14 protein-coding genes are annotated in these 14,283 nt (G+C 68.3%); 9 read left to right on the forward strand and 5 right to left on the reverse strand.

Annotation, left to right across the window (positions count from 1 at the left end; all coding sequences use genetic code 11):
• Nucleotides 1-41 precede the first annotated feature (41 nt).
• Nucleotides 42-1,223 carry a UbiH/UbiF family hydroxylase gene (locus tag AC5P6A_RS10515; RefSeq protein WP_346714914.1) on the reverse strand — a complete coding sequence of 394 codons (1,182 nt, stop codon included), beginning with the start codon at nucleotides 1,221-1,223 and terminating at the stop codon, nucleotides 42-44.
• Nucleotides 1,220-2,428, reverse strand: coding sequence for a 2-octaprenyl-6-methoxyphenyl hydroxylase (gene ubiH, locus AC5P6A_RS10520; protein WP_019661125.1), 1,209 nt, complete (start codon nucleotides 2,426-2,428; stop codon nucleotides 1,220-1,222). Before ubiH ends, AC5P6A_RS10515 begins: the two co-directional genes overlap by 4 nt.
• A gap of 107 nt (nucleotides 2,429-2,535) precedes the next feature.
• Here ubiH and AC5P6A_RS10525 point away from each other — a divergent pair, with 107 nt between their 5' ends.
• From AC5P6A_RS10525 to AC5P6A_RS10565, 9 genes are all read left to right on the forward strand, one after another.
• A complete protein-coding gene (locus tag AC5P6A_RS10525; RefSeq protein WP_019661124.1) occupies nucleotides 2,536-3,120 on the forward strand; it encodes a hypothetical protein in 585 nt (194 codons plus the stop codon).
• A 10-nt stretch (nucleotides 3,121-3,130) separates the two neighbouring features.
• A complete protein-coding gene (locus AC5P6A_RS10530) occupies nucleotides 3,131-3,685 on the forward strand; it encodes a cob(I)yrinic acid a,c-diamide adenosyltransferase (protein ID WP_019661123.1) in 555 nt (184 codons plus the stop codon).
• Between the two features lie 9 nt (nucleotides 3,686-3,694).
• A complete protein-coding gene (locus AC5P6A_RS10535; RefSeq protein WP_019661122.1) occupies nucleotides 3,695-4,633 on the forward strand; it encodes a histone deacetylase family protein in 939 nt (312 codons plus the stop codon).
• 89 nt (nucleotides 4,634-4,722) lie between these two features.
• Nucleotides 4,723-7,203, forward strand: a complete 2,481-nt coding sequence (lptD, locus tag AC5P6A_RS10540; protein WP_495222310.1) for an LPS-assembly protein LptD — start codon at nucleotides 4,723-4,725, stop codon at nucleotides 7,201-7,203.
• Complete coding sequence (locus AC5P6A_RS10545) at nucleotides 7,200-8,546, forward strand: peptidylprolyl isomerase (RefSeq protein ID WP_019338102.1); 1,347 nt, start codon at nucleotides 7,200-7,202, stop codon at nucleotides 8,544-8,546. The genes lptD and AC5P6A_RS10545 overlap by 4 nt, the downstream gene beginning before the upstream one ends.
• 3 nt (nucleotides 8,547-8,549) lie before the next feature.
• Nucleotides 8,550-9,530, forward strand: coding sequence for a 4-hydroxythreonine-4-phosphate dehydrogenase PdxA (gene pdxA / locus AC5P6A_RS10550; protein WP_019661120.1), 981 nt, complete (start codon nucleotides 8,550-8,552; stop codon nucleotides 9,528-9,530).
• Nucleotides 9,527-10,330 (forward strand): 16S rRNA (adenine(1518)-N(6)/adenine(1519)-N(6))-dimethyltransferase RsmA, encoded by an 804-nt coding sequence (gene rsmA / locus AC5P6A_RS10555; RefSeq protein ID WP_021203187.1) that lies wholly within the window; start codon nucleotides 9,527-9,529, stop codon nucleotides 10,328-10,330. The genes pdxA and rsmA overlap by 4 nt, the downstream gene beginning before the upstream one ends.
• Before the next feature lie 13 nt (nucleotides 10,331-10,343).
• Nucleotides 10,344-10,727, forward strand: coding sequence for a Co2+/Mg2+ efflux facilitator ApaG/CorD (gene apaG / locus AC5P6A_RS10560; protein WP_005412297.1), 384 nt, complete (start codon nucleotides 10,344-10,346; stop codon nucleotides 10,725-10,727).
• Between the two features lie 15 nt (nucleotides 10,728-10,742).
• On the forward strand, nucleotides 10,743-11,765 hold the full coding sequence (locus AC5P6A_RS10565) for a symmetrical bis(5'-nucleosyl)-tetraphosphatase (RefSeq protein ID WP_346714916.1): 1,023 nt from the start codon (nucleotides 10,743-10,745) through the stop codon (nucleotides 11,763-11,765).
• A 323-nt stretch (nucleotides 11,766-12,088) separates the two neighbouring features.
• On the opposite strand, the gene AC5P6A_RS10570 is transcribed toward AC5P6A_RS10565, so the two are convergent.
• Genes AC5P6A_RS10570 through lgt form a run of 3 tightly spaced genes read right to left on the reverse strand, consistent with a single transcriptional unit; the run spans nucleotide 12,089 to nucleotide 14,264 of the window.
• Nucleotides 12,089-12,580, reverse strand: coding sequence for a dihydrofolate reductase (locus tag AC5P6A_RS10570; RefSeq protein WP_111102387.1), 492 nt, complete (start codon nucleotides 12,578-12,580; stop codon nucleotides 12,089-12,091).
• 5 nt (nucleotides 12,581-12,585) lie between these two features.
• A complete protein-coding gene (locus tag AC5P6A_RS10575) occupies nucleotides 12,586-13,380 on the reverse strand; it encodes a thymidylate synthase (protein ID WP_021203184.1) in 795 nt (264 codons plus the stop codon).
• Nucleotides 13,377-14,264: a prolipoprotein diacylglyceryl transferase gene (gene lgt / locus AC5P6A_RS10580; RefSeq protein WP_134732206.1), complete on the reverse strand. Its 888-nt coding sequence runs from the start codon at nucleotides 14,262-14,264 to the stop codon at nucleotides 13,377-13,379. Before lgt ends, AC5P6A_RS10575 begins: the two co-directional genes overlap by 4 nt.
• Between the last annotated feature and the right edge of the window lie 19 nt (nucleotides 14,265-14,283).

Raw genomic sequence — 14,283 nt, forward strand, 5'->3', positions numbered from 1 at the left:
ATGTGCACAAACGACTTAATCCCCTCCGTCCCCTTTTTGCTTCAGACCCCGGCGGCGCGCTTCCAGAACGCCTGCACCAGCGGCGGCCATCGGCCGACGCAGCCCAGCGCACGGCCCCGGGCCAGAGTCAGGTGCATTTCGTCGTTGGAGAACAGGCGGTTGATCGCATCGAAGCTGTAGGCGGCGATGTGGTTGTCGCTGCGCCGTTCGCGTGCCCAGCGCTGCAGGCGCTGCGGCGACAGCCGCGGCTGGCCGCGGCGCTCGGCCGACGGCACCAGCCACTGCTGCAGGGCAGCGACATCGCGCAACCCCAGGTTCACGCCCTGCCCGGCCAGCGGATGCACCACATGTGCGGCATCGCCCAGCGCCAGCACGCGGCCGGCGACATAGTGACGGGCCAGCTGGCGGCGCAGCGGGAACGCCGCACGCGGCGAGGCCAGACGCAGTTCGCCCAGGCGCGCCGCGAAGGCGCGGGTCAGTTCGCGGTTGAAGCTGTCCTCGTCCAACGCCAGCACGCGAGCCGCTTCATCCTCGGGCAGGGTCCAGACGATGGAGCTGCGGCGCTCGGCCACCGGCAGCAGCGCCAGCGGCCCGCCCGGCAGGAAACGCTGCCAGGCCGTGGCCTGGTTGGAAAGATCGCTGTCCACGTAGGCCACCACGCCACGCTGGTGGTAGTCATGCTTTTCAACCTCGATCCCGGCCAGCTGGCGCAGGGTCGATTCGGCACCGTCGGCGGCCACCGCCAACGCCGCTTCCAGGCGGCGACCGTCATCCAGGCGCAGGCGCACGCCATCCTCGTCCTGCTCCAGTGCTTCCACCCGTGCCGGGCAGTGCAGCTGCACGCCCGCCGCCGGCAGCGCCGCCCACAGGCGGTCCTGCAGCAGGCCGTTCTCGACGATGTAGCCCAGTTCGCGACGGCCGAAGCGATCGGCATCGAACAGCAGATCTTCGCCACCGGCCGCATCCCACACCTGCATACGCCGGTAGGGCCAGGCACGGGCCTGGGCGATCGCCGGCCACACGCCGAGGCGGTTCAACAGCTGCACGTTGTCGGCGGCAAAGGCGAACACGCGCAGGTCCGGTTGCGCAACCTGCCACGGCGCGGGCTCACGACCTTCCACCAACGCCACCGACAGGCCGGCATCGGCCAGCGCCAGCGCGCACGCGGCACCGACCACGCCACCGCCGACGATGGCCACATCCAGGCGCGCGCGGCGGCTCATGCGGTTTCTCCACGGCACAGCCGCGGTACTTCGCCACGGAAGCCCATCGCACCACCGACCAGCATCGACTGCACCGAGGCGCGTTGTGCGGCCACCAGACCGAGGCTGCGCAGCGGCCGCATCAGTGGCGCCGGGTTGCTGGTCAGCCGTGCCAGGCCGCCGGAGAACGCCACCGTCTGCCGGCGGTCTTCCTCGCGGCGTGCAACATAGGCCTGCAGCAATGCATCACTGCCGGCATCCTCATGCGCATTCTCCAGCAGTTCGGCCAGGGTCAGCGCATCGCGCAGGCCCAGGTTGAAGCCCTGCGCACCCAGCGGATGGATGGTCTGCGCGGCATTGCCCAGCAGCACCGTGCGTTCACCGGCCAATGCGCGCGCCAGCACCTGGATGAGCGGATAAGCGCTGCGTGGACCGGATTCGAGCAGGCGGCCGGCACGCCAGCCGATCGCGTCCTGCAGGCGCTGCAGCCAGGCCGCATCGTCCAGCGCCATCACCGCATCGGCCTGATCGCGGGCCACGCCATGCACGGTGCCGAAGTGGCGGTCACCGCGCGGCAGCAGGGCGGTCGGGCCGGTATCGGTGAAGCGCTCCCAGGCCGTGCCATCCGGCGCACGCTGGCTGCGCACGCGGGCGACGAACAGGGTCTGCTGGAAATCATGGCGGTCGACCTCGATGCCCAGCGCGCCACGCACGCCGCTGGTGGTGCCATCGGCGCCCACCACCAGACGTGCCAGCAGCACGCGTTCACCCGCCTCGTCAGCCACCCGCACCTGGCGGTAGCCGTCCACCACCTCGCCCAGTCCCAGGAACCGCATCGGCCGATAACGGCGCAGGCGCGGCAGCTCCTGAAGCCGCGCTTCCAGCGCCTGGCCGAAATCGCGCGCGACCACCACCTGGCCGAACCACGGCCGGTCGTAATCGGCCGCTTCGAGCTGCACACGGCCGAAATCGCCGGCACGACTGACATGGATGCGCCGGATCGGGCCCGGTGCCATCGCCAGCTTCTGCATCACCCCCAGCGCGGTCAGCGCATTGACGGTGGCAGCGGCGAAACTGAGATTGCGCTGGTCGAACACCGCAGGCAGCTCGCCGGCCGGGCTGGCCTCGAGCAGGCCCACGTCGCGGCCCAGCCGGTCCAGGGCGATGGCCAGGCTGGCACCCACCAGGCCACCACCGACGATCAGCACGTCATGTCGTTCACTCATGTGTTCATGATACGCGCTCGCCCCGACTGTACGCCGAACAAGCGGCGCCTGCGCCAACCGGCGCGGCGGGCTAGAATGAAACCTGAATCCGCTCCGGGCCCGCTGCCATGTCCGCCACCGCCAACCGCGCCTTCGTCCTGTCCGTCCTCGTGCTGTTGCTGGCGGCGACCCGGGTCAACCACTTCGCGGCCATTCCGGATGCCTCCTGGGCGGTGTTCTTCATCGGTGGCTTCTATCTGGCCACGTGGACACGCTGGGCGTTTCCGCTGCTGATGGTGTTCGCCGTGCTGGTGGACTGGATCGTGATCCGCAGCAGCGGCCTGGATTTCTGGCAGCACTACTGCGTGTCGCCGGGTTACTGGCTGCTGCTGCCGGCGTACTTCTCGCTGTGGGCCGGCGGCATGCTGCTGGGCCGCAACTACCAGGGCGCACGCTGGCCGGTGCTGGCCAAGGGTGCGCTGCTGCTGGTCGCGTCGGTGGCGATCTGCCACCTGCTGGCGCAGGGCGGCTTCTACTGGACCAGCCGTAACGTGGCCGAGCCGACGCTGGCCGGCTGGGCACAGAACTACGCGCAGTGGTTCGGGCCCTACCTGCGCACTACGGCGATCTATGTGGCGCTGGCCGCTGCCCTGCAGCTGGCCGTGGAGCAGGTGTTGAAGCTCCAGCAGGCCCGCCGCGACATCCGCCACTGAGCCGCGCGCCATGGGTCATCGCCTCTCGCGCATTTACACCCGCACCGGCGACGACGGCAGTACCGGCCTTGGCGACGGCCAACGCGTGGCCAAGGATGACGCCCGCGTGGCGTCCTTCGGTACCGTCGACGAGGCCAACGCCGCGCTCGGCCTGCTGCTGGCCGCGCCCCTGCCCGAGGATGTACGCGCGCTGGTGGTGCATCTGCAGCACCAGCTGTTCGATCTGGGCGCCGAGCTGTGCATTCCCGGCCACGCCGCGATCCATGCCGCCGACGTCTCGGCCTTGGAGCAGCAGCTGGACCATTACAACGCCAACCTCCCGATGCTGAAGGAATTCATCCTGCCGGCCGGCGGCGAAGCTGCCGCGCGCTGCCATCTGGCCCGCACCATCGTCCGCCGCGCCGAGCGCGAGACGGTCACCCTGGCCCGCCACGAGGCCGTCCGCAGCGAGGCGCTGCAATACCTCAACCGGCTGTCGGACCTGCTGTTCGTGCTGGCCCGGGTGCTGGCCCGCGCCGACGGCCATGGCGAAGCGCTGTGGCAGCCACAGCAGCGCCAGCGCTGAGTCGGCACGATGCTGGTCTATTCCCACCCGTCCTGCCTGCTGCATGACCCCGGTCCCGGCCATCCCGAATGCCCGCAACGGCTGCAGCAGGTGCTGGACGCGCTGCACACCGCCTTCCCCGGCCAGCTGGACTGGCGCGAGGCGCCGCCGGCGAAGTTCGGCGAACTGACCCGGGTCCACGACAGCGCCCTGCTCGACTTCGTGCTGCAGCCGCAGACCGCACCGCTGCGCCAGCTGGACATGGACACCTGGACCTCGCCGGGCTCGGCCAGCGCCGCCGTGCACGCCGCCGGTGCCGGCGTCGCCGCAGTCGATGCGGTGATGCTGGGCGAGGACCCTCTGGCCTTCTGCGCGGTACGCCCACCGGGCCACCACGCCACCAGCAGCACCGCCATGGGCTTCTGCCTGCTGAACAACATCGCCATCGCCGCCGCCCATGCCCGCGACCGCCATGGCCTGGAACGGATCGCGGTGGTCGATTTCGACGTGCACCACGGCAATGGCACCCAGGACATCTTCCAGCATGACGCCCGGGTTTCGTACTACAGCACCCACCAGGCCGGGCTGTTCCCCAATTCCGGCCTGCGCCGCGACCGCGGTGCCGGCAACCTGATGAACATCCTGCTGCCGCCGGGAAGCGGCGGCTTCCGCTTCCGCAACGTCTGGGCCGACGAGATGCTGCCGGCCATCGACGACTTCCGCCCGCAGCTGCTGCTGATCTCGGCCGGCTTCGATGCCCACCTGCGTGATCCACAGGCGGATCTGATGCTGGAGACCGACGATTTCGCCTGGATCACCGGTGAGCTGCACGCGCTGGCACGCCGCCACGCGGCTGGCCGGGTGGTGTCGATGCTGGAGGGCGGCTATGACCTGCAGGCCCTGGCCGAGTGCAGCGTGGCCCATGTCCAGGCCCTGCTTACGCCATCCGCCGGCACCTCCGCCGGATGAACCCGAACCGGCAGGCTCCGGCGTCCTTCATTGCCCCTATGCAAGGGATGGGGCAAGCTACCGTCCGTTTTCGCCCGAATCCGAACCGCGTGCGCCGAGCCCTCCGCCTGCTTCCCCTGCCTCTGAGCATCGCCATCAGCCTTCCGGCAATGGCTGATGATAAGCCGCTCAACTGGGGCCTGTGCCCGGCCACCGACGTCATTCCCGCGTTCACCGACGCCCCCACGCCGGTCCCGGGCCAGGACAAGGCTGCCGCTGCGGCCGCCCGCGAGAACCAGCCGACCGACATCGAAGGCGACCAGCTGCTGGGTACCACCACCGTGCCGCAGTACGAGGGCAACGTGGCGCTGCGCCGGGGCGACCAGTTCGTCGGTACCGACAAGCTCAGTTTCGACACCGAGACCGGCAACTACATCGCCGACGGCAATGTCCGCTACCAGGACGGGTCGATCCGGATGGTCGCCAAGCGCGCCGAAGGCAACCAGGAAAGCGACACCCACAAGATCACCGACATCAAGTACCAGCTGGTGTCGCGCCGCGGCAACGGCGATGCCGAGTCGGTCGACCTGCAGGGCGCGGTCGGCCAGATGCACCGCTCCACCTACACCACCTGCGACCCGTCACAGCCGGTGTGGAAGCTGTCGGCGCCGCAGATCGAAGTGGACAACGACGAGGGCTTCGGCACCGCCCGCAACGCCGTGCTGCGGATCGGCAAGGTGCCGGTGCTGTGGGCGCCGTACTTCAAGTTCCCGATCGATGACCGCCGCAAGACCGGCCTGCTGTTCCCGCAGCTGGGCATGTCCGGGCGCAACGGATTCGACTACGCACAGCCGATCTACTTCAATCTGGCGCCGAACTACGACGACACGTTGACCCCGCGCTACATGAGCCGGCGCGGCCTGCTGCTCGACAACGAGTTCCGCTACCTCTACAACGGCGGCCGTGGCGAGGTGCTGACCAGCTACATGCCCAACGACAGGCTGCGCGACCGCGACCGCGGCCGGGTGATGTTCGACGGCTACCACAACGTGAACAGCCACTGGCAGGCCCGCGCCAACCTGGCCTGGGTCAGCGACGAGCGCTATGTCGAGGACTTCGCCAACCGCCTGGTGGGGGTGACCGCCTCCAACCTGCAGAGCACCATTGGCCTGTACGGTACGGGCACGAACTGGACGGCCGGCATCATGGCCGACCGCTGGCAGCTGACCGACTACACGCTTGACGAGAATGCCCTGCCCTACAACCGCCAGCCGCGGGTGTATTTCAACTGGAACAAGCCGATGCGGCCATGGCTGGAAACCGGCCTGTACGCCGAAGCGGTGAGGTTCACCCACGACGACGTGAACCTCAAGTACGGTGCCGATGCGGGCCCGGACCTGCAATACACCCGCACCGGCCAGACCGTGCGCGCCTATGGCGGCTCCCGCCTTGACGTCAAGCCGTACGTTTCCTTCCCCATCAGCGGCGCGGCCTGGTACATCACGCCCACCCTGGCGTACCGCTACACGGCCTACCAGTTGGACCGGGGCCTGGCCGACAGGATACGCAGCACCGTTCTGGCCTCGGAGGGCGTGGACCCGACCACCGCCACCCCGGAACAGCTGCGCGGCAACACCTCGCCCAGCCGCAGCCTGCCGATCGGCAGCATCGACGCCGGCCTGTTCTTCGACCGCGAGACCAGCATCCGCGGCAAGTCCTTCCTGCAGACGCTGGAGCCGCGCCTGTTCTACCTGCGCACGCCGTACCGCAACCAGGACGAACTGCCGATCTTCGACACCCGTGACTTCACCTTCAGCTGGGGCCAGCTGTTCCGCGATTCGCGCTACACCGGCGCCGACCGCCAGAACGATGCCAACCAGCTGACCCTGGCACTGAGTACCCGTTTCATCGACCAGACCACCGGCAAGGAGCGGTTCTCGGCCTCGATCGGCCAGATCCAGTACTTCGACGAGTCGCGGGTGACCGTCACGCCGGGCGGCGCGCCGGTGGAGAAGGGCAAGTCGGCGTGGATCGCCGACGGCAACTACATGATCAACGACCGCTGGACCCTGGGCGCCACCTACCAGTGGGACCCGAAGTACAAGCGCGAGGATCTGGCCAGCGTCCGCGCCCGCTACCTGATGCCCAACGATGGCGTGATCAACCTGAGCTACCGCTACCGCATCAACGCCGGCGCCCCGGCGACGGCCAACAAGCATGACCGCACCCTGCTGGAGCAGGCTGACCTGTCGTTCCTGTACCCGCTGAATGCGCGCTGGAGCCTGGTCGGTCGCTATTACTACTCGCTGCAGGACAAGGAGCCGCTGGAAATCATCGGCGGCGTGCAGTGGGACAGCTGCTGCCTGGCCGTGCGCGTGGTCGGCCGCCGCTACGTCCGCAATCGCGAGGGCGAGATGAACAATTCCATCCAGGTGGAGTTCGTCCTGAAGGGCCTGAGCTCCATCGGCCAGGACACGGACCGCACCCTGCGCCGTGCTATCCTCGGCTACAACCGCGACGACCTCTATCTCGTGCCGCCCAGCAACACCGGGGTGACCCGCGATGACTACGATCCGAATCAGATCCCATGACCAAGCGCTTCCCCGTTCTTCTCGCCTCCCTGCTGGCGGTGTCCAGCGTGTCCGCCCCCCTGCAGGTGCTCGCGCAGGAGGCGCAGCCGTTGGACCGCATCGCCGCCGTCGTCGACGAGGACGTGATCCTGCAGAGCGAGCTCCAGCGTGCGATCGCCAACATCAAGGCGCAGTACGCCGGCCGTGAAAACCAGCTGCCGCCGGAAGACGTGCTCAGCCGCCAGGTGCTCGAGCGACTGGTGCTGGTCAAGCTGCAGGTCGCCCGCGCCCAGGGCAGCGGCATCCGCGTCAGCGACCAGGAGCTGAACCAGGCGATGAATGCCATCGCCCAGCAGAACGGCTCGGACCTGGATGCACTGCGCCAGCGCCTGGCCCACGACGGCATCGATTTCAACGATTTCCGTGCTTCGGTGCGCGATGAAATCACTGTGCAGCGCCTGCGCCAGAGCTTCGCGCAGAGCCGCATCAGCGTCAGCGAGGGTGAAGTGGACGCCGCGCTGAAGCAGCAGGCCACGGTGGGCAACCAGTACCACCTGGCACACATCCTGATCGCCCTGCCCGACGGCTCCAACGCCGACCAGATCGCCACCGGCCAGAAGAAGGCCGAGGGCGTGAAGGCCCTGCTGGACAAGGGTGAGCTGGACTTCAACGCTGCCGCCGTGCGTTATTCGGACAGCCCGAACGCGCTGGAAGGCGGCGATCTGGGCTGGCGCAGCCTGGATGAAATCCCGCAGGCCTTTGCCCAGCTGATGGAAAAGATGAAGCCCGGCGAAGTGGTCGGCCCGATCCGCGGCCCCAGCGGCTTCCAGTTGCTGAAGCTGGTGGAAGTGCGTGATGCCAGCGCCGCCAGCGGTGGCGCGCACACGGTCACCGAATACCACGGCCGCCACATCCTGGTGCGCGTGGACGATCACCAGACCGACGCTGCCGCCAAGGCCAAGATCGATACCCTGCGCGCCCGCATCGCCGGCGGCGCGGATTTCGAAACCGTGGCCAAGGAATCCTCCGAGGACAACAACAGCAAGGGCCAGGGCGGCGATCTGGGCTGGTTCCCGGTCGACGCGTTCGGTCCGGCGTTCGGCCAGCAGGTGGCCGGCATCCAGGACGGCGGCGTCAGCCAGCCGTTCCGCACCGATGCCGGTTGGCACATCGTGCAGCGCGTGGCCACCCGCCAGACCGACGTGACCAACGACAACCAGCGCGCCCAGATCCGCGAGACCATTGGCCGCCGCAAGCTGGAAGACGAGTACAACCGCTTCCTGCAGGAACTGCGTGGCGAAGCCTATGTCAGCTTCCGCAGCGGGGACCGCGCGGAAAATACCGCCACGCCGCCGCAGTCCTGACCGATGCGCCCCGAGCTCGCTCTGGTACCGGGCGAGCCCGCCGGGATCGGCCCGGAGCTGTGTGTCCGCCTCGTCCAGCAGCCGCGTGAAGATTGCCGGCTGCTGGCCTTCGCCGACCCGGATACCCTGCGCGCGGCCGCCGTCGCACTGAACCTGCCCCTGCAGCTGCTGCCCGAGGACGCCGAAGCCCGCGCCCCGGGCGACCTGCGTGTGCGCGCGGTGGCCAATGCCATGCCCAGCCACTTCGGCCAGGCCGACCCGGCCAATGCCGGGGCCGTCATCGGCGCCCTGCTCGCTGCCGGCCAGGCCTGCCTGTCCGGCGAACTGCACGGCGTGGTCACCGGCCCGGTGCACAAGGCGGTCATCAACGAAGGAGGCATCGCCTACAGTGGCACCACCGAACTGCTGGCCGACCAGGCCGGGGTGAAGGTGGTGATGATGCTGGCCAACCCCATCGTGCGCGTGGCCCTGGCCACCACCCACCTGCCGCTGCGCGAGGTGGCCGATGCGATCACCGCGCCCAGCCTGGAACACACCCTTCGCACCGTGCACGCCGCGCTGTGCCGCGAGTTCGGCCTGCCCGCGCCACGCATCGCCGTGCTCGGCCTGAACCCGCACGCCGGCGAAGACGGCCATCTGGGCCGCGAGGAACTGGACCTGGTCATCCCGCTGCTGCAGCGCCTGCGCGCGGAGGGCATGGACCTGGTCGGGCCGCTGCCGGCCGATACCGCGTTCCTGCCGGCCAAGCTGGCCGGTTTCGACACCGTGCTGGCGATGTACCACGACCAGGGGCTGCCGGTGCTGAAGTACTCCGGTTTCGAGCAGGCGGTGAACCTGACCCTGGGCCTGCCCTACCCGCGCGTGGCGGTAGACCATGGCACCGCGCTGGACCTGGCCGGCCGCGGCATTGCCGATCCTTCCAGCCTGCAGGCGGCAACGACGCTGTGTGCGCAGCTTGCGCGGCAACGTACACTGAGCGCATGAATTCCCCGCATTCCCCCTCCGGCCCGGTGTTCACCGCACCGGCCAAGAAGCAGCTTGGCCAGCATTTCCTGGCCGATCGCCACTACATCGACAAGATCGTGATGGCGGTCAACCCGAAAGAAGGCGATCGCCTGGTCGAGATCGGTCCCGGCCAGGGCGCGATCACCCTGCCGCTGCTGCGCGTGCATCCGAAACTGACGGTGATCGAGTTCGACCGCGACCTGATCGCGCCGCTGACCGCCGCCGCCGAGCCGCTGGGCGAGCTGACCATCGTCCACCGCGACGTGCTGCGCGTGGACTTCACCGAGCTGGCTGCCGGCCAGCCGATCCGCCTGGTCGGCAACCTGCCCTACAACATCTCCTCGCCGATCCTGTTCCATGCACTGGAACATGCCGCGGTGATCCGCGACATGCACTTCATGCTGCAGAAGGAAGTGGTCGACCGCATGGCCGCCGGCCCCGGCAGCAAGGTGTACGGCCGCCTCAGCGTGATGCTGCAGGCCTATTGCCAGGTGACCTCGCTGTTCGTGGTGCCGCCGGGCGCGTTCCGGCCGCCGCCGAAGGTCGATTCGGCCGTGGTACGGCTGGTGCCGCGTGACCCGGCCTCGATCAACATCAACGACCACGCCCGTTTCGCCGAGGTGGTCAAGGCCGCCTTCGGGCAGCGCCGCAAGACCCTGCGCAATGCGCTCAACAACGTCGTGACGGCCGAGCAGTTCGTCGCCGCCGGCGTGCGCCCCGATGCCCGCGCCGAACAGCTGGATGTGGCTGAATTCATCGCTTTGGCCAATGCCTCCTGATTACACTGCCGGTATGGAAGACGCTGACGTTTACGCCATTTCCGTCGAAGTCGCACCGCGCTTCCTCGACGACCAATCCGCGCCGGAAGACGGGCGCTATGCGTTCGCCTACACGATCCGCATCCACAACCAGGGCCGTGTTGCCGCGCGCCTGGTTGCACGCCACTGGCGCATCACCGATGCCAATGGCCGCGTCGAGCATGTCGATGGCGACGGGGTGATCGGCGAGCAGCCGCGCCTGCGTCCCGGTGAAGACTTCCATTACACGTCCGGTGTCATGCTGGGGACCGATCACGGGACCATGCAGGGCCACTACGACATGGTCGCCGACGACGGCACCGAATTCGCCGCGCCGGTCGCACCTTTCGTGCTGGCCATCCCGCGTACCCTGCACTGACACGGAGGCCGAACGATGAGTGTGTGGGCGATCGGCGACCTGCAGGGCTGCTACGACGTCACCCAGCGCCTGCTGGAGAAGATCCGCTTCGACCCGGCGCAGGACACCCTGTGGTTCTGCGGCGACCTGGTCAACCGCGGTGGCCAGTCGCTGGAAACGCTGCGGCTGGTGCATTCGCTGCGCGAGCACAGCGTGGTGGTGCTGGGCAACCATGACCTTTCGCTGCTGGCCGTCGGTGCACGCACCGAAGAGGAACAGCGCAAGGTCAACCCGGACCTGCTGCGCATCGTGCAGGCCGAGGACCGCGACGAACTGCTGGACTGGCTGCGCCTGCAGAAGCTGGTGCACGTGGACCGCGAGCTGGGCTGGATGATGGTGCACGCCGGCCTGGCGCCGAAGTGGACCACGCAGATGGCCGAAAAGCATGCCGCCGAGGTCGAGGCGCAACTGCACGGTGCCGGCTACCGCAAGCTGTTCCGCAACATGTACGGCGACAAGCCGAGCTGGGCGCCGAACCTGTCCGGCTACGACCGTTCACGGGCGATCATCAATGTGCTCACCCGCATGCGCTACTGCACCCCGCGCGGGCGCATCGGCATCGAGGACAAGGGCACGCCGGGCACGCAGGAACAGGGACTGTACCCTTGGTTCGAAGTGCCAGGCCGGGTCGAGCGCGACCTGAAGATCGTCTGCGGCCACTGGTCGGCGCTGGGCCTGACCATCACCCAAGGCGTGCATGCCATCGACACCGGCGCAGTCTGGGGCGGCAAGCTGACCGCGATCCAGCTCGATACCGATGAACTGCGCGTGGTGCAGGTGCCGGGCCGCGATGTCCCCGCACCCGTGCCCAACGCACGCACGCCAGCGCGACCAGCACGCGAGCGCCCGGCTGCATCGGCGCAGGGCAGGGATCCGGGCGGGGCCAACGCCGCGGCCGCCAACCCGGGCAACCGTGGCCCGCGCCGTCGTCGTCGCCGTGGCGGCGGTGGGGGCGGCTCCGCAGGCCCTGGCAACAACGGGGCCCCGCCGCAGGCGTGACCTGATCGTTCCCGGCACCATGGACGGGTGCCGCTGCCCACTCCGGGCCCGGCCACCACCGGCGGTGGAAGCACCGCCCACGGTCCATCGCAGCCGTTGCGCGTCTTCGCCGCTGGGCGCAGCACGCGCGAAGAGGACCCGCGGTTCCAGCACGCCATCATCGGGCATTACCGGATGCCGTAGCGACAGCCCAGGCAGAGTCGACTGTCAGTCGACTATCGCGCGCAGCGCGGGTTTTTCGGGGGGCCGCCGAGAGCAGTCGACTAACAGTCGACTCTACCCCGTCGATATCCCCGTCGGTGTTTTCGTTGGTATTTGCGCGATCAGCGGCGCACGTAATGCACGAAGCGGAACGCGTAGACGTGGCGTTCGTCGGCCGGGTGCGGCTCGCTGCTGACTTCCCGCCAGTCCCGCATGTCGACTTCGGGGAAATGGGTATCGGCAGGCACTTCAGCATCGACCCAGGTCAGGTACAGGTCGCTGGCTTGGTCCAGCAGCTGGTGGAAGATCTCGCCGCCGCCGATGATGCACAGCTCGCGGGCGCCCTCGCCTTCGGCAATCGCCTTGGCCTCGTCCAGCGACGCCACCGCGCGCATGCCCGCGAACGGCACCTGGCCGCTGCGGGTCAGCACCAGGTTGGTGCGCCCCGGCAGTACGCGGCCGATCGACTCGGCCGTCTTGCGCCCCATCAGGATCGGCTTGCCCAGGGTGAGCGCCTTGAAGTGCTTGAAATCATCCGGCAGGTGCCAGGGCATGGCATTGCCCTGGCCGATGCCACGGTTGCGGTCCAGCGCCACGATCATCGACAGCTTCATGGCACTCACACCGCCACCGGCGCCTTGATGGCCGGGTGCGGATCGTAACCGTCGATGCGGATGTCGTCGAACCGGAAGCCGAACAGGTCGGTCACCTCCGGGTTCAACCACAGCTTGGGCAGCGCGCGCGGTTCGCGCGCCAGCTGCTCGCGGGCCTGCTCGAAGTGGTTCGAGTACAGGTGCGCGTCACCCAGCGTGTGCACGAAGTCGCCCACTCCCAGGCCGGTGGCCTGCGCCACCATGTGGGTCAGCAGCGCATAGCTGGCGATGTTGAACGGCACGCCGAGGAAGATGTCGCCGCTGCGCTGGTAGAGCTGGCAGCTGAGCTTGCCGTCCACCACGTAGAACTGGAACAGGTTGTGGCACGGCATCAGCGCCATCTGCGAAAGCTCGCCCACGTTCCAGGCGCTGACCACCAGCCGGCGCGAATCGGGGTTGCGCTTGATCTCGTCCACCAGCCACTGCATCTGGTCGATCTCGCGGCCATCGGCGGTGGCCCAGCTGCGCCACTGCTTGCCGTAGACCGGGCCGAGATCGCCGTTCTCGTCGGCCCACTCGTCCCAGATGCGTACCTGGTTGTCCTTCAGGTAGCCGATGTTGGTATCGCCCTTCAGGAACCACAGCAGCTCGTGGATGATCGAGCGCAGGTGCAGCTTCTTGGTGGTGACCAGCGGGAAGCCTTTGTTGAGGTCGAAACGCATCTGCCAGCCGAACACGCTGCGGGTGCCTGTGCCGGTACGATCACTCTTCTCCGCGCCATGTTCCAGCACATGCGCAAGCAGATCCAGGTAGGCCTTCATGCCTTGCCCTCCGCAGCCATCACCGGTTGCGGCTGCAGCACGGGTGCGCGGCGCGACATCACCAGCAGCACCAGGCCGAAGGCGATCAGCGGCAGGCTGAGGATCTGGCCGCGGGTCAGCCAGTCGAAAGCCACGTAGACGCCGTTGTCGGGCATGCGTACGAATTCGACGGCGAAGCGGAACAGGCCGTACATCAGCGCGAACAGGCCGCCGACCAGGTAGCGGTGGCGCGGCCTGGCCGAGACCGTCCACAGCACCACGAACATCACCAGGCCTTCCAGCAGCGCTTCATACAGCTGCGAGGGATGGCGCGCGAACTGGTTCAGCGCGCCGGTGGCGAACTGCGCCTGCAAGGTGGCGTGGTCGAGCTGGTTCAGCGGCGCCGGCAGGCCCGACGGGAACACCACGCCCCAGGTACCGTCGGTGTACTTGCCCCACAGCTCGGCGCCGATGAAGTTGCCGATGCGACCAAAACCCAGGCCCAGCGGCACCAGCGGCGCCATGAAATCCATGGTGTCGAAGAAGTGCAGGCGGTGCTTGCGCGACCACCACCAGCAGGCGCCCAGCACGCCCAGCAGGCCGCCGTGGAAGCTCATGCCGCCATCCCATACTTTGAACAGCAGCAGCGGGTTGTGCAGGAAATCGCCCAGCGCGTAGAACAGCATGTAGCCGATGCGCCCGCCCAGCACCACGCCGAGCATGGCGTAGAACAGCAGGTCGGAGAAGCCGTTGGCGTCGACGCCCGGCAGGCGACCGGCGGCGATGCGCGTGCGTCCCAGCAGCCAGGCAGCGGTGAAGCCCAGCAGGTACATGATGCCGTACCAATGCACCTTGATCGGCCCCAGCGAGAGGGCGATGGGGTCGATGTCGTGGAAATAGATCATGGAAGGTGCCTTGCGGTTG

The sequence above is a fragment of the Stenotrophomonas sp. YJH_SMC_20 genome (genome assembly GCF_059367845.1).

Coding starts and splice junctions, on each gene's coding strand:
- AC5P6A_RS10525 (WP_019661124.1), top strand. CDS start 2,536: ATGTCCGCCACCGCCAACCGCGCCTTCGTCCTGTCCGTCCTCGTGCTG.
- apaG (WP_005412297.1), top strand. CDS start 10,344: ATGGAAGACGCTGACGTTTACGCCATTTCCGTCGAAGTCGCACCGCGC.
- ubiH (WP_019661125.1), bottom strand. CDS start 2,428: ATGAGTGAACGACATGACGTGCTGATCGTCGGTGGTGGCCTGGTGGGT.
- lgt (WP_134732206.1), bottom strand. CDS start 14,264: ATGATCTATTTCCACGACATCGACCCCATCGCCCTCTCGCTGGGGCCG.
- AC5P6A_RS10570 (WP_111102387.1), bottom strand. CDS start 12,580: ATGAAGCTGTCGATGATCGTGGCGCTGGACCGCAACCGTGGCATCGGC.
- AC5P6A_RS10535 (WP_019661122.1), top strand. CDS start 3,695: ATGCTGGTCTATTCCCACCCGTCCTGCCTGCTGCATGACCCCGGTCCC.
- AC5P6A_RS10545 (WP_019338102.1), top strand. CDS start 7,200: ATGACCAAGCGCTTCCCCGTTCTTCTCGCCTCCCTGCTGGCGGTGTCC.
- AC5P6A_RS10515 (WP_346714914.1), bottom strand. CDS start 1,223: ATGAGCCGCCGCGCGCGCCTGGATGTGGCCATCGTCGGCGGTGGCGTG.
- pdxA (WP_019661120.1), top strand. CDS start 8,550: ATGCGCCCCGAGCTCGCTCTGGTACCGGGCGAGCCCGCCGGGATCGGC.
- AC5P6A_RS10530 (WP_019661123.1), top strand. CDS start 3,131: ATGGGTCATCGCCTCTCGCGCATTTACACCCGCACCGGCGACGACGGC.
- AC5P6A_RS10565 (WP_346714916.1), top strand. CDS start 10,743: ATGAGTGTGTGGGCGATCGGCGACCTGCAGGGCTGCTACGACGTCACC.
- AC5P6A_RS10575 (WP_021203184.1), bottom strand. CDS start 13,380: ATGAAGGCCTACCTGGATCTGCTTGCGCATGTGCTGGAACATGGCGCG.
- rsmA (WP_021203187.1), top strand. CDS start 9,527: ATGAATTCCCCGCATTCCCCCTCCGGCCCGGTGTTCACCGCACCGGCC.